Origin of the sequence: Streptomyces sp. NBC_00190 (genome assembly GCF_036203305.1) — a bacterium.
Classification (GTDB): Bacteria; Actinomycetota; Actinomycetes; order Streptomycetales; family Streptomycetaceae; genus Streptomyces.
The window spans coordinates 5989462-6010312 of record NZ_CP108131.1 but is presented as its reverse complement, the minus strand read 5'-3'; the positions used below and the strand labels follow the sequence as shown (position 1 = coordinate 6010312).

Sequence of the window (20851 nt, the reverse complement as noted above, 5' to 3'; positions counted from 1 at the left end):
GCACAGCCAAATTCATTCTTCAGCGGAGGCTGAAATGCCCGCGGAAACGCGCGCGGGAGGGGATGGGCAATGCCCTTCCCCTCCCGCGCGGCCGGCCGGAATCAGCCGGAACCGGCTCCGGAACCAACAGGGGTCATCCGGCGCCGACGATCTCCTCCAGCCCGGCGACGAAGTGCTCCGCGAGCGCGGTCACCGTCTCGGGGCGGTAGGTGTCCGTCGCGTACATCACCTGGACCTCCAGCCGGCCCTCGGAGACGATCGCCACGACGTCCAGCAGGTGGTGGCGTTCCTCCGTGGCCGGTGCCGTCGGCGCCTCGTACGGGACGGGTGCCCCGTAGAAGCCGTCTCCGGCGTCGGCGGTGTCGTACTGGCCGAGGTAGTTGAAGCTGACCTCGGGCGCGGGCCCCTCGGCGAGGGTGCCGCGGAGGTGGCGCAGCAGCCCGTACCCGATGCCGCGCTGCGGTACGGCCCTCAGCAGGCGCTTGACCTGGTTGATCTGCGGGCGCCAGGCCGGCCCGGCCGGGGCGGGCAGGCGGACCGGGAACTGCGTCGTGAACCAGCCGACCGTGCGCGAGAGGTCCACCCCGTCGAGGATCTCCTCGCGGCCGTGGCCCTCCAGGGTGACCAGCACGCTGTCGGCTCCGGACCACCCGGTGAGCGTCCGGCCGAGGGCCGACAGCAGCACGTCGTTGATCTGCGTGCGGTAGCGGCCGGGAACCTCCTGCAGGAGCCGCCTGGTGGTCTCGGCGTCGAGCGTGGCGCGGGCGACGGCACGGTGCCGGTCCAGGTTCCCGCCGTCCAGGTCGACCGGCAGCCGGCCGGTCCCGCCCTCGGCGAGCTCGTTCCAGTACGGGACCTCGTCGTCCACCGTGCCCGCCTCGGTGTGCGCGACCAGCGCCCGCGTCCAGTCCCGGAACGAAGTGGTCTTCGCCCCGAGGTCGACGGGACGTCCGGCGCGCGCCTGCTCGTACGCGGTGGCCAGGTCCGACAGCAGGATGCGCCAGGACACGCCGTCGACGACCAGGTGGTGGACGGTGACGAAGAGCCGGGGGCGCCGGTCCCCGCCGTATTCGAAGAGGACGGCCTTCACTAGCGGGCCGTCTTCCGGGCTCAGGCTGCCCTGCGCGGCGGCGACGGCCCGTACGGTCTCCGCCTCCGGATCGGCCGCGTCCGACAGGTCGTGCCAGGTCAGTACGGAGCCGTGGGCGGAGGCCGGGTTGTACTGGCGCCAGCCGGCCGCGCCGGCCGCACCCGTGCCCGCATCCGCCCCCGTGCCCGTGCCCGTGCCCCCATCCTTCCGGATGTACCGCATCCGCAGGGCGTCGTGGTGGTGGAGCAGTCCGGCGAGGGCCGCCTCCAGGGCGCGGCGGTCCACGCCGGTGAAGCCGAGCTCGACGAAGGTCGCCATGGTCAGGTGCTCGGGCGCGGTGAAGCTGTCGAAGAACCAGCGCTGGATGGGACTCAGCGGCACCTCGCCGCTGACCGGCGGCGCTGCGGCCGCGGCGGGCTCGTCCGGCTGTCCGGCCTCGGTGACCAGCTCGGCGAGGCCGGCCACGGTCGGCGCCTTGAACAGCTGCTTCGGGGAGATGGCCAGTCCCGCTTCGCGGGCCCGCGACACCACCTGGATGGTGAGGATGGAGTCGCCGCCGAGCTCGAAGAAGTTGTCGTGGACGCCGACCCGCGGCAGGCCCAGTACGGCCGCCCACACGTCGGCGAGGATCCGCTCCCGCTCCGTGCGCGGGGCGGTGTACTCCGTGCTCGCCGCCGCCTCCGGGTCGGGTGCGGGCAGCGCCTTGCGGTCCACCTTGCCGTTGGCGTTGAGCGGCAGCGCGTCCATGACGACGAAGGCCGTCGGCATCATGTAGTCCGGCAGCGACTCGGCCGCGAAGGACCGCAGGCCCGCCTGGTCCAGGCCGGTGCCGGCCGCGTAGGCGACGAGCCGCTTGGTGCCGGGCCGGATCTCGCGGACGGCCACCACCGCCTGGGCGACGTCCGGGTGGGAGGCCAGCGCGATCTCGACCTCGCCGAGCTCGATCCGGAAGCCGCGGATCTTGACCTGGTTGTCGGCCCGTCCCACGAAGTCCAGCTGCCCGTCGGGCAGCCAGCGGACCACGTCACCGGTGCGGTACATCCGGCCCGCGGAATACGGGCTGGCCACGTAGCGGCCGGCGGTGAGCGCGGGATGCCCGGCGTAGCCGCGGGTCACGCACTCGCCCGCGAGGTACAGCTCGCCCGCGACGCCGACGGGGACCGGCCGCAGCCAGGCGTCCAGGACGTACGCCCGGGTCTGGCCGAGCGGGGTGCCGATGGGCACCGACGGCTTCTGGGTCTCCCAGTCGACCAGGTGGACCGTGGCGAAGATGGTGGTCTCGGTGGGTCCGTAGGCGGCCACCAGCTGCACGCCGGGGGCCCGGTCGACGACCGTCTGGAAGTGCCGCGGCGAGAGCACGTCGCCGCCGGTCATCACCATGCGCAGGTCGCGCAGCATCTCCACGTCGGCGTCGACGACCTCGTGGAAGAGGCCGGTCGTCACCCACAGGACGCTCACGCCGTGCGTCCGTACCAGCGCGCCGAGTTCCTCGACGGACAGCACCCGTGCCGTGGAGACGGCGAGGGCGGCGCCGTTGGCGAAGGCGCTCCAGATCTCCAGTGCGCTCGCGTCGAAGGACAGGGTCGCGGTCTGGCTGACCACGTCGTCGGCGGTGAAGGCCAGCCGGGGGTCTTGGGCCACGCGCAGGACGCCGGCGTGCGGGACCACGATGCCCTTGGGCCGGCCGGTGGAGCCGGAGGTGTAGAACACGTACGCGGCGTTCTGCGGAGTCAGGGCCGTCGCGGGCGGTCCCGCGGGGGCCGTGACGGCCGTGCGCTCCAGCTCCTCCAGGAGGAGTACGGGAACCTCGGCGTCCGCGACGGCCTCACGGGTGCCTGCAGTGGCCAGCAGCAGCCGCAGCCCCGAGTCGCCCATCATGAACGCGAGCCGGTCCGCCGGGTATTCGGGGTCGAGCGGTACGAAGACCCCGCCCGCCTTGAACACGGCGAGCAGCGTCACGATCGGGGCGGTGCCGCGCGGCAGGAAGACCCCGACCCGGACCTCGGGGCCGACCCCGTGCGCCCGCAGGACGTGGGCGAGGCCGTCGGCCCGCGCGTCGAGTTCCCCGTACGTGAGCCGCTCGCCCTCGCACACCACCGCGACGGCGTCCGGTGTGCGGGCCACCTGGTCGGCGAAGACCTCGCTCAGCACCGCACCCGCGGGGCCTTCGGCGCCGTCGGACCAGCGGCCGATGATCTCGGCGTGCTCGGCGCCGGTCAGCCGGGGCGTGGTGCGCAGGGGGCGGTCGGGGCCGTCGGCCATGGCGGTGATGAGGTCGAGCAGGTGCGCGGAGAGACGGCGCACGGTGCTCTCGTCGAACAGGTCGGTGTTGTAGACGATGTTGCTGAGCAGGGCTCCGTCGACCTCGCCGAAGTCGAGGGTGAGGTCGAACTGGGAGGTGCCGGCCTTCAGCGCGTAGTCCTGCCAGCTCAGCTCTCCCGCGCCCGGCCGGGCGGGGGCGCCGGACAGCTTCTCGTAACTGATCGCCGCCTGGACGAGGGGGCTGCGGCTGGGGTCGCGTTCGGTGACGACGGCGTCGACCACCCGGTCGAAGGGCACCTCGGCGTGCGCGAAGGCGTCCAGGACCGTGCCGCGTACGGAGGCCAGCAGCTCGGCGGTGGTGGCGCGTTCGTCGATCCGGCTGCGCAGGGCGAGGGTGTTGATGAAGAAGCCGACGGCGTCGTCGAGCCGGCCGTGGTCGCGGCCCGAGGTCACGGTGCCGACGACCACGTCCTGCTGCCCGCTGTAGCGGGACAGCAGGACCTGGCCTGCGGCTGTCAGGCCCATGAACAGGGTGGCGCCCTGGGTCTGGCAGACCTCCGTGAAGCGGTGGAGCAGTGCGGACGGGATCACCGTCTGGAAGCTCGCGCCGCGGGTGGTGCGCTCGGCGGGGCGCGGCCGGTCGGTGGGCAGCTCCAGCACCGGGGCGTCGGCGAGTTGTGCCCGCCAGTAGCCCAGTCCCTCTTCCAGCCGCTGCGGGGTCAGCCGCGCGCGCTGCCAGAGGGTGTAGTCGGCGTACTGCACCGGCGGTTCGGCCGGGGTACGGCCCGCGTAGAGCTCGCCGAGCTCACGCTGGATCACTCCGAGGGACCAGCCGTCCATGACGATGTGGTGCATCGACAGGACGAGTACGTGTTCCTCGTCGGTGACCCGGATCAGGGTGGGCCGCAGGAGCGGCCCGGTGCGCAGGTCGAAGGGCTCCGCGAGCAGGGCGTGCACGAGCGCGTCGAGGCCGCCGTCGCCCTCGGCGGGGCAGTCGAGCACGGGCAGCCGGACGGGGGCGGGCGGGTGGATCACCTGGACGCCTTGGCCGTCGACCGTATCGAAGGTGGTGCGCAGGGACTCGTGCCGCGCGACCAGCGTCTGGAGCGCCGCGCGCAGCGCTTCGGCGTCGAGGCGGCCGCCGAGCCGTACGGCGCGGCCCGAGTTGTACTCGTCGCTGGCGGTGTCGTGTTCGGCGGCGAACCACATGCGCGCCTGTGCGGAGGACAGGGGCTGGGCGCCGTCGCGGGGGGCCCGCGGGATGACGTCCCGCCGTGCGCCCGCGGCGGGCAGGCGGGGGGCGAGGGAAGCGGCCGACGGGTGGTCGAACAGCTCCCTGACGGAGACGTCCGCCCCGGCCCGGCGCAGCCGCGACACCACCTGGATGCTCATGATGGAGTCGCCGCCGAGCTGGAAGAAGTCGTCCAGGGCGCCGACCCGGTCCAGGCCGAGCACCGCGCCGAACACCTCGGCGACCAGCTGCTCACCCGGCGTGCGCGGGGCCACGTACCCCTCGCCGAGGGCCGACAGGTCCGGTGCGGGCAGCGCCCGGCGGTCCAGCTTCCCGTTGGCGTTCAGCGGCAGCGCGTCCAGCACGGTCAGGGTCGCGGGGACCATGTACTCGGGCAGTACGGCGGCCAGCGCCGCCCGCAGCGCGGCCGGGTCCGGGGCGCCGACGCCGGAGCGGGCGGCGGGGACGGCGTAGGCGGCCAGCCGCTTGACGCCGGGCGTGTCCTCGCGGGCCACGACCGCGGCCCGGTCGACCTCGGGCAGGTCCGTCAACGCCGCCTCGATCTCGGAGAGTTCGATGCGGAAGCCGCGGATCTTGACCTGGTCGTCGCTGCGGCCGGCGTACTCCAGCACGCCGTCGGACCGCCAGCGCACCACGTCGCCGGTGCGGTAGAGCCGCGCGCCGGGGCCGGCCGGGTCGGCGACGAACCGTTCGGCGGTCAGCGCGGAGCGGCCCAGGTAGCCTCGGGCCACGCCCTGGCCGCCGATGTACAGCTCGCCCCACACGCCGGCCGGGACGGGGCGCAGCCAGGGGTCGAGGACCCTCAGGACCTTGCCCGCGACCGGGCGGCCGATGGGCACCGAGCCGGTGTCGGGGGCCCGTTCGGCGTCGGAGAACCACCCGGTCGCGTACACCGTGGCTTCGGTGGGTCCGTAGATGTTCCCGATGACCGCGCCCGGCGCGACCTCGCGGATCCGCTCGTACAGCGCGGCGGGGAACGCCTCGCCGGCGAGCACCACGTGCCCGGCGGAGATGCCGGCGCCGTCCTCGGCCAGTACGGCGCCGAGCGCGGACGGGACCGCGGAGATCAGGCTGCCCGACCAGCCCCGCGGCCGCTCGGCGAGCTCCAGGACGTCGCGCATCACGTGGACGGCGCCGCCCGCGGCGAGGGTGCCGAAGAGCTCGAAGACCGAGACGTCGAAGTTGAGCGAGGTGGAGAAGCAGGTCGTGGCGAAGACTTCCTCGCCGAGGGACACCGCCCACTGGACGAGGGAGGACATGGCCTCGTGGGAGACCACGACGCCCTTCGGCCGGCCGGTGGAGCCGGAGGTGTAGATCACGTAGGCGGAGGCGGCGAGCGGCGCCCGGGGCAGCACGGCGGGAGCCGCGGCCGGCTCCAGCGGGCCGTCCACCGCGAGGAGTTCGGCCTCCCCGGCGAACGGGAGCTGCTCGGCGAGGGCGCGCTCGGTCAGCACCAGCCCGATGCCGGAGTCGGCGGCCATGTAGCGCAGCCGGTCGGCGGGGTAGTGCGGGTCCAGCGGTACGTACGCGCTGCCGGCCCGGAGCACGGCCAGGACGGCCACGACCAGGTCTGCGGAGCGTGACATCGAGACCCCGATCGGGGTCTCGGGGCCTGCGCCGCGCGCGATCAGCACGGCCGCCAGCCGGTCCGCGCGCTCGGCCAGGGCCGCGTACGTGAGCACCTGCCCGCCGTGTACGACGGCGGGGGCGTCGGGCCGGGCGGCGACCCGAGCATCGAAGAGGTCCTGGAAGGTGAGGTCCGGGGCCGTGGGCAGAGCCCCGGACCAGGCCGCGAGCCGGGTCCGCTCGACCGGCGTCAGCCGGGGCAGAGCGGACAGCGGGCGGTCGGGGGACTCGGTGAGGGCGGCCAGGGTGGCAGCCAGGTGGGTGCCCAGGACCTGGACGGTCACCTCGTCGAACAGCTCGGGCCGGTAGGTGATGCGCAGGGCGACCTCGGCGGCGGTGCCGCCCATGGCGACCAGGTGCCGGCCGGTGTACGCGCTCAGGGTCAGCGGGTAGTTGGTGGCCAGGCCGCCCTGGGTGTCGGTGACGGTGAGCCCGTGCCGCGCGGCGAGGCTGTCGTCGACGGGGTAGTTCTCGAAGACGAGGAGGGTGTCGAACAGGCTGGTCCCGGCGGGTACTTCGGTGACGGTGTTGATCTGGCTGAGGGACAGGTACTCGTGGGCGCGGGACTCCCACTGCTCGGCCTGGAGCCGCTGGAGCCACTCGACGACGGGCGTGGCCGGGTCGAGGACCGTACGGACCGGCACGGTGTTGATGAACAGGCCGAGCATGCCCTCGGCGTCGGCGAGGTCAGCCGGGCGGCCCGAGGTCGTGGCACCGAAGACGATGTCCCGCTGGCCGGAGTAGGCGGACAGGAGCAGCGCCCAGGCGCCCTGGATCACCGCGTTCACGGTGAGCCGGTGACGGCGCGCGAAGTCGCCCACACGGGCGCCCACTTCGGGGTCGATGACGACGTCGTGGCCGCGCGCGTCCCACTTCTGCGCCGTGACCGACCGGTCGACGGGCAAGGGTACGGGGGTGTCGAAGCCGGCGAGCACGGAGCGCCAGTGGTCAAGGCCGGCCGCGGTGTCGCGGGAGCCGAGCCATTCCAGGTAGTCCCGGTAGGGGCGCCGAACCTCCGGGTCCCCGCCCGCGTACCGGGTGAAGACGTCCTCCAGCAGGCGCGGAGTGCTCCAGCCGTCCAGGAGCAGGTGGTGGAAGGTCCACACGACCTGGATCCGGGAGCCGCCGAGGGCGGCGAGGGAAACCCGCAGCAGGGGGGCCTCGTCGAGGCTGATGTCGGCCCGGTCGGCGGTCCGGCGCTCGTCCAGGGCCGCCGCGCGCTGCGTCGCGTCCAGGGCGGTCCAGTCGGCGGTGTGCACGGGAACGTCGACGCGGTGGTGCACGAGCGCGACGGGTTCGTCGACCGCCTCCCAGACGACGGACACGCGCAGGGCGTCGGACGCGTTGACGGTCTCGCGCCAGGCGGCGGCGAGCCGGTCGATGTCGGCGGCGCCTTCGAGGACGAAGGACATCTGCTCGACGTAGGCAGCGTCGTCCGTTGCCTCCAGGGAGTGGAAGAGCATGCCCTGCTGCATCGGCGAGAGCGGGTGGACATCGGCAATGCCCTGCCCGTCGCCGATCACCCGGTCGACGGTGGCCTGGTCCCAGGCGACGAGCGGGAAGTCCGATGGCGTCCGGCCGCCCACGCCCTCGCTCAGGCAGTACGCGACCGCCTCCGCCAGGGCGTCCCGGTAGCGCTCGGCCAGCACCCGGATGGCCTCGGGGGTGTGCAGAGCCGTCGAGAACTGCAGCTGGATCTCCAGCGCGCCGTCCACGACCCGGCTGACGACGTCGAGGACGTGCGGCCGCTCTTCGCGGAGGCTGCGGTCGTCGTCGGCGGGCAGCAGGCCGGCGAAGACGTCGGGGTGGCCGCCCGCATCGAAACGGCCGAGGTAGTTGAAGCTGACCTGGGCCGGATCGGTCAGGTCGGCGCCGTGCAGGTGGCGCAGGGCGCCGAAACCGATGCCCCGGTCGGGAATGGCACGGAGCATCTCCTTCGTCGACCGGATCTGCTCACTCCAGTCACCGCTCGCACCGAGCGCGACCGGATAGATCGACGTGAACCAGCCGACCGTACGCGAAACGTCCGCCCCGATCACCGACTCCTCCCGGCCATGGCCCTCCACGTCCACCAGGACCCGCTCACGCCCGGACCACTCACCCAGCACCCGGCCCAGCACCGCCAGCAGCACATCGTTGACCTGCGTACGGAAGACAGCCGGAACCTTCTGGAGGAGGGCCTCGGTCTCCGCCACCGGCAGAGCCACCGACACGATCTCCGCCGACCCGACGGTATTCACCCCACCGGCAACCTCCACCAACGGCTCGGCGCCGTCGACGACCGAAGCCCAGTAGTCCAGCTGACCCGAGAAGTCATGCGCGGCGAGCTTCGCGGTCCACGCCGGGAACGACAACGACACCGCATCCAGCTCCACCTCACGGCCGGCCACCAGATCCCGATAGGCCAGCGCGACGTCCTCCAGGAGGATCCGCCACGAGACACCGTCCACCACCATGTGATGCACCGCGACCAACAGCCGGTCCCCGCTCAGAACGGCCCGCACCAGCGGCCCGCCCTCAAGCCGGAACGACTCCTGAACCACCCCCTCCACATCCCGCTCGACGACCACCACACCCGGCTCACCCGCCGACTGCCGCCAGCCCTCCGCCGTGTCCGCGAAACGGACCCACAGCCCCTCGTGATGCGACAGCACCACCGACACGGCCTCCGACAGCACACCCACATCGACACCCTCGGCAAGTCGGATGTTCATCGACATGCCGAAGTGATCCGGCGCCACCGGATGCGTCTCCAGGAACCACTCCTGCACCGGAGACAGCACCACCGGACCGGACACAACCTCCACCGCACCCACGGCAGACGCCTCACCCACCACAGCAGCCACACCCGCCACGGTCTGCCGCACCAGCACATCCTGCGGAGAAACCACCAGCCCCGCCCGCCGCAACCGCGACACCACCTGAATACTCAGGATCGAATCGCCACCCAGCTCGAAGAAGTTGTCCCGCACACCCACCCGCTCGACGCCCAGCACCTGCGCCCACACCTCAGCCACCACCCGCTCCACCTCGGAACGCGGAGCCGTGTACTCCCGGAGCAGGACGCTCAGGTCGGGCTCGGGCAGGGCCCGCCGGTCCACCTTGCCGTTCGCCGTGACCGGCAGGCTGTCGAGGACCACGCAGATCGCCGGGACCATGTACTCGGGGAGGGATTCCCCGACGAACTCCCGCAGTCCGGCCGAGGCCACGTTCGCGGCCACCACGTACCCGACCAGCCGCTTCACGCCGGGCTGGTCCTCGCGTACGACGACCACCGCCTGCTCGACCTCGGGGTGGTTCGCGAGTGCGGCCTCGACCTCGCCGAGCTCGATCCGGAAGCCGCGCACCTTGACCTGGTCGTCAGCTCGGCCGGCGAAATCGATCACACCGCCCGGCAGCCACCGCACCACGTCACCGGTCCGGTACATCCGCTCCCCGGTGCCGCTGAACGGCGAGGCCACGAACCGGCCGGCCGTGAGCCCGGACCGCCCCGCGTAGCCGCGGGCCAGCTGGACACCGGTGACGTACAGCTCACCGGCGACGCCCTGCGGGACCGGGCGCAGCCACGGGTCCAGGACGTACAGGCCGGTGTTCCACACGGGCCGGCCGATGGGCACGGTCGCGGTGTCCGGTTCGGCCGGGTGCGAGGTCACGTCGACGGCCGCCTCCGCGGGCCCGTACAGGTTGTAGAGCGTCGCCTGCGGCAGTACCTCGCGGATCTGGTCGCGCAGTGCGCCTTGCAGCATCTCGCCGCCGCTGAAGACGGTACGCAGACCCGTGCAGGCCCGGGTGGCGGGCTCGGCGACGAGGGCGCGCAGCATGGACGGGACGAAGTGGACGGTGGTCACGTCGAAGTCGCGGATCATGCGCGCCAGGTACTGCGGGTCACGGTGACCGTCCGGGCGGGGCAGCACCAGGCCGGCGCCCGCGATCAGCGGGCCGAAGAACTCCCACACTGCCACGTCGAAGCTCGACGAGGTCTTCTGGAGGACGCGGTCCGCGCCGGTCAGGGGGTATTCCGACTGCATCCACAGCAGGCGGTTGGAAATGGCCGCGTGGGAGACGAGCACACCCTTGGGGCGGCCGGTCGAGCCGGAGGTGTAGATCATGTACGCCGCGTGCTGGACCAGCGTGTCGATGCCCGGGGAGGTCGCGGGCTGCCGGGCGATGTCCGCCGTGCCCGGCGCCACCACCTCGATTTCCCCGGACGCGGACGCGTTCGCCCGGTCCGAGATCAGCAGCCGGGCCCCGGAGTCTCCGAGCATGTAGGCGATCCGGTCCGCCGGATAGGCCGGGTCGACGGCGACGTACGCGCCGCCGGCCTTCACGACGGCGAGCAGGCTCACGACGAGGTCGATCCCGCGGGGCAGGCTGACCGCCACGACGGTGTCCGGCCGTACGCCGTGCTGCTGCAGCAGGTGCGCGAACCGGTTGGCCCGCTCGTCGAGTTCCCGGTAGGTGAGGGAGGTGTCCTCGGTGACGACGGCAAGGGCCTCGGGGGTACGGGCGGCCTGTTCGGCGAAGAGCTCGGGCAGCAGGCGCGGCGGGCAGTGCCGACTCGTGTCGTTCCAGTCGCCCGTGATGGTCGCCGACTCCGCTTCCGTGAGCAGCGGGATCCGCCCGGTCACCTCCTCGTCGAGCAGGGCGCGCAGCAGCCCGCCGAGTCTGCCCGCGATGTCTTGGGCCGTGGTGTCCTCGAACAGGGCGGGGTCGTACGACATGCGCAGCGTCACGCCGGGGTCGGCTCCGCCGACCAGGCGGCCGCCGGTGTAGGCGGTCAGGGAGAGCGGGTAGCTGCTGCCGCCTTCGCCGTAGCTGTCGCGTACGCGCAGACCGCTCCCGGCGCCCATGTCCTCGTCGACGGGGTAGTTCTCGAAGACGAGGAGGCTGTCGAACAGGCTGGTCCCGGCGGGTACTTCGGTGACGGTGTTGATCTGGCTGAGGGACAGGTACTCGTGGGCGCGGGACTCCCACTGCTCGGCCTGGAGCCGCTGGAGCCACTCGACGACGGGCGTGGCCGGGTCGAGGACCGTACGGACCGGAACCGTGTTGATGAACAGGCCGAGCATGCCCTCGGCGTCGGCGAGGTCAGCCGGGCGGCCCGAGGTCGTGGCGCCGAAGACGATGTCCCGCTGGCCGGAGTAGGCGGACAGGAGCAGCGCCCAGGCGCCCTGGATCACCGCGTTCACGGTGAGCCGGTGACGGCGCGCGAACGTACCGACATCGGTGGCGAGGGTGCCAGGCAGGTCCACCTCCAGGTGGCGGCCGGCCCAGGAGCGGTGGTCGGGAGCGGGCAGGCGGTCGGCGGGCAGGGGTACGGGGGTGTCGAAGCCGGCGAGCACGGAGCGCCAGTGGTCGAGGCCGGCCGCGGTGTCGCGGGAGCCGAGCCATTCCAGGTAGTCCCGGTAGGGGCGCCGAACCTCCGGGTCCCCGCCCGCGTACCGGGTGAAGACGTCCTGGAGCAGCAGCGGGGTGCTCCAGCCGTCGAGCAGGACGTGGTGGAAGGTCATCACGACCTGTGCGCTTCCGTTGCCGAGGTCGGCGAGGGATATCCGCAGGAGGGGGGCCTCGTCGAGGCTGATGTCGGCCCGGTCGGCGGTCCGGCGCTCGTCCAGGGCCGCCGCGCGCTGCGTCGCGTCCAGGGCGGTCCAGCCGGCGGTGTGCACGGGAACGTCGACGCGGTGGTGCACGAGCGCGACGGGTTCGTCGACCGCCTCCCAGACGACGGACACGCGCAGGGCGTCGGACGCGTTGACGGTCTCGCGCCAGGCGGCGGCAAGGCGGTCGGTGTCGTGCACGCCGTCCAGGACGAAGGACATCTGCTCGACGTACGCGGCGCCTTCGGCGTCCTCCAGGGAGTGGAAGAGCATGCCCTGCTGCATCGGCGAGAGCGGGTGGACATCGGCAATGCCCTGCCCGTCGCCGATCACCCGGTCGACGGTGGCCTGGTCCCAGGCGACGAGCGGGAAGTCCGATGGCGTCCGGCCGCCCACGCCCTCGCTCAGGCAGTACGCGACCGCCTCCGCCAGGGCGTCCCGGTAGCGCTCGGCCAGCGCCTGCATGTGGACGCGGCCGTGAACGGCGGTGGAGTAGTACAGGTCCACGTGGAGGGACCCGTCCTGGACACGGGAGACCACGTCGAGGAGGTACGGGCGTTCCTCGCCTGCGGCGTGGTCGTTCTCGACCGGGAGCATGCCGGCGAAGACGTCGGGGTGGCCGTCGGCGTCGTAGCGGCCGAGGTAGTTGAAGCTGACCTGGGCCGGATCGGCGAGATCCGCACCGTGCAGGTGGCGCAGGGCGCCGAAACCGATGCCCCGGTCGGGAATGGCACGGAGCATCTCCTTCGTCGACCGGATCTGCTCACTCCAGTCACCGCTCGCACCGAGCGCGACCGGATAGATCGACGTGAACCAGCCGACCGTACGCGAAACGTCCGCCCCGATCACCGACTCCTCCCGGCCATGGCCCTCCACGTCCACCAGGACCCGCTCACGCCCGGACCACTCACCCAGCACCCGGCCCAGCACCGCCAGCAGCACATCGTTGACCTGCGTACGGAAGACAGCCGGAACCTTCTGGAGGAGGGCCTCGGTCTCCGCCACCGGCAGAGCCACCGACACGATCTCCGCCGACCCGACGGTATTCACCCCACCGGCAACCTCCACCAACGGCTCGGCGCCGTCGACGACCGAAGCCCAGTAGCCCTGTTGGGCGGAGAAGTCGTGCGCGGCGAGCTTCGCGGTCCACGCCGGGAACGACAACGACACCGCATCCAGCTCCACCTCACGGCGGGCCACCAGATCCCGGTACGCCAGCGCGATGTCCTCCAGGAGGATCCGCCACGAGACACCGTCCACCACCATGTGATGCACCGCGACCAACAGCCGGTCCCCGCTCAGAACGGCCCGCACCAGCGGCCCGCCCTCAAGCCGGAACGACTCCTGAACCACCCCCTCCACATCCCGCTCGACGACCACCACACCCGGCTCACCCGCCGACTGCCGCCAGCCCTCCGCCGTGTCCGCGAAACGGACCCACAGCCCCTCGTGATGCGACAGCACCACCGACACGGCCTCCGACAGCACACCCACATCGACACCCTCGGCAAGTCGGATGTTCATCGACATGCCGAAGTGATCCGGCGCCACCGGATGCGTCTCCAGGAACCACTCCTGCACCGGAGACAGCACCACCGGACCGGACACAACCTCCACCGCACCCACGGCAGACGCCTCACCCACCACAGCAGCCACACCCGCCACGGTCTGCCGCACCAGCACATCCTGCGGAGAAACCACCAGCCCCGCCCGCCGCAACCGCGACACCACCTGAATACTCAGGATCGAATCGCCACCCAGCTCGAAGAAGTTGTCCCGCACACCCACCCGCTCGACGCCCAGCACCTGCGCCCACACCTCAGCCACCACCCGCTCCACCTCGGAACGCGGAGCGACATACCCCTTCGAAACAGCCGCACCCAGATCAGGCTCCGGCAACGCCCGCCGGTCCACCTTCCCGTTCGCCGTCAACGGGAACGTACCCACCACCACGAACGCCGTCGGAACCATGTAATCCGGCAGCGACTTGGCAACGAACTCACGCAGACCCACCTGGTCCAGACCGTCCCCGACGACGTACCCGACCAGCCGCTTGGCCCCGTTCCGCGTCTCGCGCACCGTCACCACGGCCTGCTGCACGTCCGGATGCGCGGCCAGCGCCGACTCGATCTCACCGATCTCGATCCGGAAACCACGCACCTTGACCTGATGGTCGGTGCGGCCCACGAACTCCAGCTGTCCGTCGGCCAGCCACCGCACCACGTCACCGGTCCGGTACATCCGCTCCCCGGAGCCGCTGAACGGCGATGCGACGAATCGTTCCGCCGTCAGTCCGAAGCGTCGTACGTAGCCGCGTGCCACCCCGGGCCCGGCGATGTAGAGCTCACCCGCGACCCCGGCCGGCACCGGCCGCAGCCGCGCGTCCAGCACGTACAGTCGGGCGCCCGCGACCGGTCGGCCAATGGGGACGCCGTCGGCGCCGTACTCGTCCACCGGGTCGCCCGCGGTGACCGTGACCGTGGTCTCGGTCGGGCCGTAGACATTGCGCAGCACCCGGCCCGGCGCCCAGCGGGAGATGAACTCCGCCGACATGGCCTCGCCGCCGACCAGCAGGCCGCGCAGCTCGGGCAGGTCCATGTCCGGCACGCTCTGCAGAGCCGCGGGCGGGATCTCCAGATGGGTGATCCGCTGATCGCGCAGCACCTGACCGAGCGCCTCGCCCGCCAGCGGGCCGGGCTCGGGCAGGACCAGGGTGGCGCCCGCGTGCCAGGCGGCCAGCACATCGGCCATCGCGACGTCGAAGTTGGGCGAGACGGCCTGGAGCAGCCGGGATCCGATGGTCAGGCCCAGCGCCCGCTGGTGCGCGGCGGCCATGCCGGCCACGTTGCGGTGCGGGACCAGTACGCCCTTGGGGCGGCCGGTGGAGCCGGAGGTGTAGATCATGTAGGCGCCGGCGTCGAGCGAAGCCGCGGCGGGCAGCTCCGCGACCTCCACCGGCTGGGTGGCGAGCGCACCGTCCCCGTCCCCGTCAAGGTCCGCGTCCACGCGCAGGACCGGTACCGCGACGTCCGGTACGAGGTCCAGCGTCTCCGTGTCGCTGAGCACCAGCACCATCCCCGCGTCGGCGGTCATGAAGGCGAGCCGGTCGGCCGGGTACTGCGGGTCCAGCGGCACGTAGACGCCGCCCGCCTTGGCGACGGCGAGCAACGCGGTCAGCCAGCGCACTCCGCGCGGCAGGCAGACGCCGACCGCCACGTCGGTGTGCACCCCTTGGGCGCGCAGGGCGTGGGCGAGCCGGTCGGCGCGGGCGCCCAGCTCGGCGTAGGTGAGGGTGAGTTCGCCGTCGACGACCGCGGTCCGCTGCGGGTCGCGGGCCGCTCGCGCCTCGAACAGACCCGCCATCGTGAGCGCGGGTGCCCGCTCGTCACCGGCGTTCCACTCGTCCAGGATGCGCGTGCGCTCGTCGGCGGTCAGCGTCGGCACGACCGCCGCGAGGGGCAGCTGCGCGGCGGCGGGCTCGCCGAGCTCGGTGAGTGCCGTGACCACGTGGGCGGCGATGCGGTCGACGGTGGTCCCGTCGAAGAGGTCGGTGTTGTAGTTGATCAGGCCGCCGAACGCGCCGCCGTTGTCCTCGAAGGCGACCAGCAGGTCGAACTGCGCGGACTCGATGTCCAGGGGGTGTTCGCTCCACCGCAGGCCACCGGAGTCGCCGAGTCCACCGGGCATGCTCTGGAGCAGCACCATGGCCTGGACGAGGGGGGTGCGGGAGGGGTCCCGCTCGGTGACGACGGCGTCGACGACGCGGTCGAAGGGGACGGCCGCGTGCGCGAAGGCGTCGAGGACCGTCTCCCGTACGGACGCCAGCAGGGCGGCGCCGGTGGCGTCCTCGTCCACGCGGGTGCGCAGGGCGAGGGTGTTGACGAAGAACCCGACCTGGTCCTCCAGTTCCCAGTGCCCGCGCCCGGAGTCGGCGGTACCGACGACGATGTCGCGCTGGCCGCTGTAGCGGGACAGCACCAGCTGGACCGCCGCGACCAGGCCCATGAACAGGGTGACGCCCTGCTCCTCGCACATGCGGTTGAAGCGGGCCAGCCGGTCGGCCGGTATGCCGAAGCGGCGCGTGGCACCGGCCGATGTGCGGACGGCGGGGCGGGGGCGGTCGGTGGGCAGGTCCAGTACGGGCGCGTCGGCGAGCTGCTCGCGCCAGTAGGCCAGACCCTCGTCGAGGACCGGGCGGGTGAGCGTCCTGCGCTGCCAGACGGCGTAGTCGGCGTACTGGAGCGGGAGTTCGGCCGGCGGGCGGCCGGCATAGAGCTCGCCGAGTTCGCGCAGCAGGACGCCCATGGACCAGCCGTCGGTGACGATGTGGTGCATCGACAGCACCAGGAGGTGGTCGGCGGCGGCCACCCGGAGGAGCAGCGGACGCAGCAGCGGTCCGGTGCTCAGGTCGAAGGGGACTGCGTGGTGGGCGCGGACGACGCGGTCGATGTCCGCGGGCGGGCAGTCTGCGGCGGTCAGCCGGACGGGGGCGGCGGGGTGGATGATCTGCACGCCCTGGCCGTCGACGGTGGCGAAGGTGGTACGGAGCGACTCGTGGCGGGCGACGAGCTCGCCGAGGGCGGCTTCGAGCGCGGCGACGTCGAGGTCACCGCGCAGGCGGACGGCGCCGCCGGTGTTGTACTCGGTGCCCTCGGGGTCGATCTCGGCGGCAAGCCATACGCGAGCCTGCGCGAACGACAGCGGGAAGGACACCGGCAGGGCGGTGCCGCGCACGGCGGGGGTCAGCGGCGGGGCGGCCACGGTGGTGATGCCGGCGGCGAGCATGGCCGGGGTGGGACGGTCGAACAGGTCCCGGACCGGCGCCTCCAGGCCCGCGCGGCGCAGTCGTGAGGCGGCCTGGACGGCGCGGATGGAGTCACCACCGAGCCGGAAGAAGTGATCGTGGACACCGACCCGGTCGAGCCCCAGCACCTCCGCGAAGACCCCGGCAACCACCGCCTCACGCTCATCACGCGGAGCGACATAAACCTCCGCCAGATGCGACAGATCAGGCTCCGGCAGCGCCTTGCGGTCCACCTTCCCGTTCGCCGTCAGCGGCAGCACATCCAGCACCACACACACCGCCGGAACCATGAACTCCGGCAACGAGGACGCCAGGAACTCACGCAACGCCTCAGCACTCACACCCTCACCGACCGCGTACGCGACCAGCTGCTTCGTACCCCGCGCATCCGCCCGCACCACCGCAACGGCCCGCGACACCGAAGGATGCGCCGCGAGCGCCTCCTCGACCTCACCCAGCTCCACCCGGAACCCGCGCACCTTGACCTGGTCGTCCGCCCGGCCCACGAACTCCAGCACACCCTGCGACACCCACCGCACCACATCACCCGTGCGGTACATCCGCTCGCCCGAACCACCCGGCACCGCCACGAACCGGCCCGCCGTCAGACCCGCCCGACCCCCGTACCCATGCGCCAGACCAATACCCGACACATACAACTCACCCTCGACACCCACACCCACCGGCCGCAACCCACCGTCCAGCACCCGCAACTCGGTGTCCGGCGCCGGACCACCCAGCAGCACCGGACCCTCCACCACATGCGAAGACGCCGTGATCGACACCTCGGTGGGCCCGTACGCGTTCACCAGCCGCACACCCGGAACCTCGTCCAGGACCTTCCGGCAATGCCGCGGCGACAGCGCGTCACCACCCGACATCACCAGCCGCACACCCGAGAACACCGACACATCCGCATCCACCACCTCGTGGAACAACCCCGCCGTCAGCCACAGCACACTCACCCCGTGCGCCCGCACAAACGCACCCAGCTCATCCACCGACAGCATCCGCTCAACGGAAACAGCCAACGCCGCACCATTCAGCAGCGCATTCCACATCTCCAACGCACCCGCATCAAAAGACAACGTACTCAACTGCGAAACCACATCATCCGGACCCAGCCCGAAATTCGGATCACGCACCACCCGCACAAAACCCTCATGCGGCAGCACCACACCCTTCGGACGCCCCGTCGAACCCGACGTGTAGAACACATACGCCGCACTCTGCGGAAACACCCCCACCACCGGCGCCGACCCCGGCCGGGTGTCCAGGTCCAGGTCCTCCCAGAGCACCACCCGGTCGCCCGCGGCGGCGGCCGCCACCGGGCCCGTGCCGGCCGCGGCCAGCACCACGGACGCATCCGAGTCGTCCACCATGAACTGCAGCCGTTCCACCGGGTATTCGGGGTCCAGCGGCACTGCGGCGGCGCCGGCCTTCAGGACGGCGAGGAGCGCCACGACCGGCTCCACACCACGCGGCAGGCAGACACCCACCCGCGATCCGGGCACGATCCCCTGCGCGAGCAGCTCGTGGGCGAGCCGGTTCGCCCGTACGTCCAGCTCCGCGTAGGACACCCGCTCGCCGGCACACACCACGGCGAGCGCGTCAGGCGTCCGCGCCACCCACTCGCCGAACACCTCGGGAAGCACCGCATTCCCGAAGCCGCCACCCTGCGAAGCCCACGACCCCAGCACCCGAACCACTCCCCCACGCATCGAAACAACAACCATCCAGACGAACGAAAGACAACCCGCGCACGCGAAACGACATACGTGCCGGAAACCGGAAACCGGAAGCGAGAAATCAGCCGATCAGGCCGATTCCCTCGCGCACCTGGAGCCGTCCACCGCTCATGTACATGCCGCCGACCTGCCCGGTGCGGGAATCCCGCACGAATCGGTACAGGTCCTTTGATTCGTCACTGCCGTGCCCGCCGTCGGCGGTACCGCTTTTCAAACAGAATTCCAGTCCCTGGTAGATTTCCAACCGGACCGGCACGAGCCCGCTCCGTTCCAGGAGCAGCTCCCCGTTTCCGGAGCGGCGCACGGTATGAAGGTCCGCGCCCGCCCGGTAATCCCCGCACACTTCGTCGGCGACCGCGGTCAGTGCGTCGCCGGAAAGCGGGCTCCCGATTTCGGGCCGGCGGTAGCGCCCGATGTCCCAGCCCTTTGCCGCCAGCGCGTCGAAGAAGGCATGTCCCATCTGCCGGCCGGAAGTGGCGTTCGCCATCAGGGCGACGGCGATCCGCCGCTCGGGGTCGAAGCGCAGCGCGCAGCTCGCCCCTCCGGTGTTGCCGTCGTGGCCCAGCCAGCGCCGCCCTTCGCCGTCGGTGTGGACGGCGAGTCCCAGGCCCCAGGCGTCGGCCAGTCCGAAGGCCGCCGAGCCGGGCACCGGGGTGCGCAGTTCCGCGAGCATGTCCGGTTCCAGTACCGCGGTGCCGTCCGCCGCGAGGTGCACCTCGGCGTAGCGCAGCAGGCCGGCGGCGCTGGAGGTCAGCGCCCCGGCCGGTACGAGCGCCTTGGGCAGTCCCGGTTCGTCGACCACGTGCACCGACCCGGTCGGCAGGTGCACCGCGTGCTGGCCCGCGACGGGCCCCGGGGCGGTGGCGCCGAGGAAGCCGGCCGCCACGCCGAGCGGGCTCAGCGCGAAGTCCCGTACCGCCTCCCACCAGGTCACTCCTGTGACGGATTCGAGGATCCGGCCGGCCAGGACGTAGCCGAGATTGGAGTACGAGAACAGCCGCCCGGGCTCGCACAGCGCGGCCGCTCCGGCCGACGCGGCCACGCAGTCGCGCAGGGACAGGTCGTCCTCGACGGGCGGCATGTCCGGCAGGCCGGCGGTGTGGCTGAGCAGCCCGCGCAGCGTGGCCGTGTAGAGAGGGCCGTCGGGTGTCCGCGCGAGTTCCGGGAGCAGCGGCCCCACCGGCGCGTCCAGCTCCACGTCGCCGTCGCTGACGAGCTGTGCCAGCAGCAGCGCGGTCGCGGACTTCGTCACCGATCCCCACGGGAAGACGGTGTCGGCCGTCACCGGCCGACCCGACCCGTGGGTCTCTTCTCCGTACGTGAAGGTCGTGATCTCACCGCGGTCGTAGACGGCGAATTGCACACCGGGTACGAGGTATTCACGGGCGAGTGTTTCCAGCAGGCCGGCCACTTCGCCGTGCGCGGGCAGCCCCATGGAAAGGTCAGCGGATTCCGTCATCAAGTCCACCCAGGTCAATGAATAACGGCCAGCGTAGTGATGCCCCTAGTCCATGACCAAAGAGCTAAAGTCTGGGGTTAAACGGCCAGGTGGAAAGGGGGGCCCGCGCAGTGGACCGAACGGAACCGGCCATGGTGTAGCTGGCTCCACCTTCAATACGGGATTCTGGGGGTTCGTCGCCCATCATCTCTTCCCATAGTCTGATGCGGCTGACGAACGGGAGGGCGAGAAATATGACATCGGTTTGGCGCCGGTCGACGACCGCCAAGGAACAGATCCAGGGAACGGCTGCCGCCATGCGGCTGGACTCGGTGAGCAAGACCTACGGCGAGGGGACGGGCGCCGTCACCGCTCTGGACGACGTCTCGTTCGATGTGCCCCGCGGGTCCTTCACCGCCGTCATGGGCCCTTCCGGCTCGGGCAAGAGCACGTTCCTGCACTGCCTGGCCGGACTCGACCGTCCGTCGTCCGGTCATGTCTACCTCGGTGACACCGAGTTGGGCGGCCTCAAGGAGTCCGCGCTGACGGCCGTGCGCCGCGAGCGGATCGGCTACGTGTTCCAGGCGTACAACCTGATGTCGGCGCTGACGGTGAAGCAGAACGTGACGCTGGTACCGCGACTGTCGAACACGGCGGTCGACGAGTCCTGGCTGCGCGAGATCCTGGAGCGCGTCGGCATGCTCCAGTACGCCGACCGGCGGCCCAACCAGCTCTCCGGCGGCCAGCAGCAGCGGGTGGCCATCGCCCGCGCGCTGGTGACCCGGCCCGACGCGGTGCTCGCCGACGAGCCGACGGGGGCCCTGGACACCCGGAGCAGCCAGGAGGTCCTGCGCCTGTTCCGGCAGATCGTCGACGAGACGGGGCAGACCGTGGTGATGGTGACCCACGACCCGGTGGCGGCGTCGTTCGCCGACTCGGTGGTCTTCCTCGCGGACGGCCGGCTGGCGGGGCAGTTGCTGCGGCCGACCCCCGACCAGGTCGCCGACCGCATGACGCATCTCGGCAACTGGTAG

Annotated in this window: 3 protein-coding genes; 1 reads left to right on the top strand and 2 read right to left on the bottom strand. The window is 71.9% G+C overall.

Annotated elements, in window-relative coordinates; translation table 11 throughout:
- Positions 1 to 133: 133 nt before the first annotated feature.
- Together OG429_RS28710 and OG429_RS28705 are read right to left on the bottom strand one after the other, a co-directional pair.
- On the bottom strand, positions 134 to 18331 hold the full coding sequence (locus OG429_RS28710) for a non-ribosomal peptide synthase/polyketide synthase (RefSeq protein ID WP_328928131.1): 18198 nt from the start codon (positions 18329 to 18331) through the stop codon (positions 134 to 136).
- 109 nt (positions 18332 to 18440) lie between these two features.
- The gene (locus tag OG429_RS28705) at positions 18441 to 19838 is read right to left on the bottom strand and encodes a serine hydrolase domain-containing protein (protein WP_328928130.1); all 1398 of its coding nucleotides are present in this window, start codon (positions 19836 to 19838) and stop codon (positions 18441 to 18443) included.
- Positions 19839 to 20071: 233 nt separating this feature from the next.
- Between OG429_RS28705 and OG429_RS28700 the strand changes: the two genes are divergently transcribed.
- The gene (locus OG429_RS28700; protein ID WP_328928129.1) at positions 20072 to 20851 is read left to right on the top strand and encodes an ABC transporter ATP-binding protein; all 780 of its coding nucleotides are present in this window, start codon (positions 20072 to 20074) and stop codon (positions 20849 to 20851) included.

Excerpts from the sequence above, each read along its gene's own strand:
- OG429_RS28705 (WP_328928130.1), bottom strand. The coding sequence starts at position 19,838 with ATGACGGAATCCGCTGACCTTTCCATGGGGCTGCCCGCGCACGGCGAA.
- OG429_RS28700 (WP_328928129.1), top strand. The coding sequence starts at position 20,072 with ATGACATCGGTTTGGCGCCGGTCGACGACCGCCAAGGAACAGATCCAG.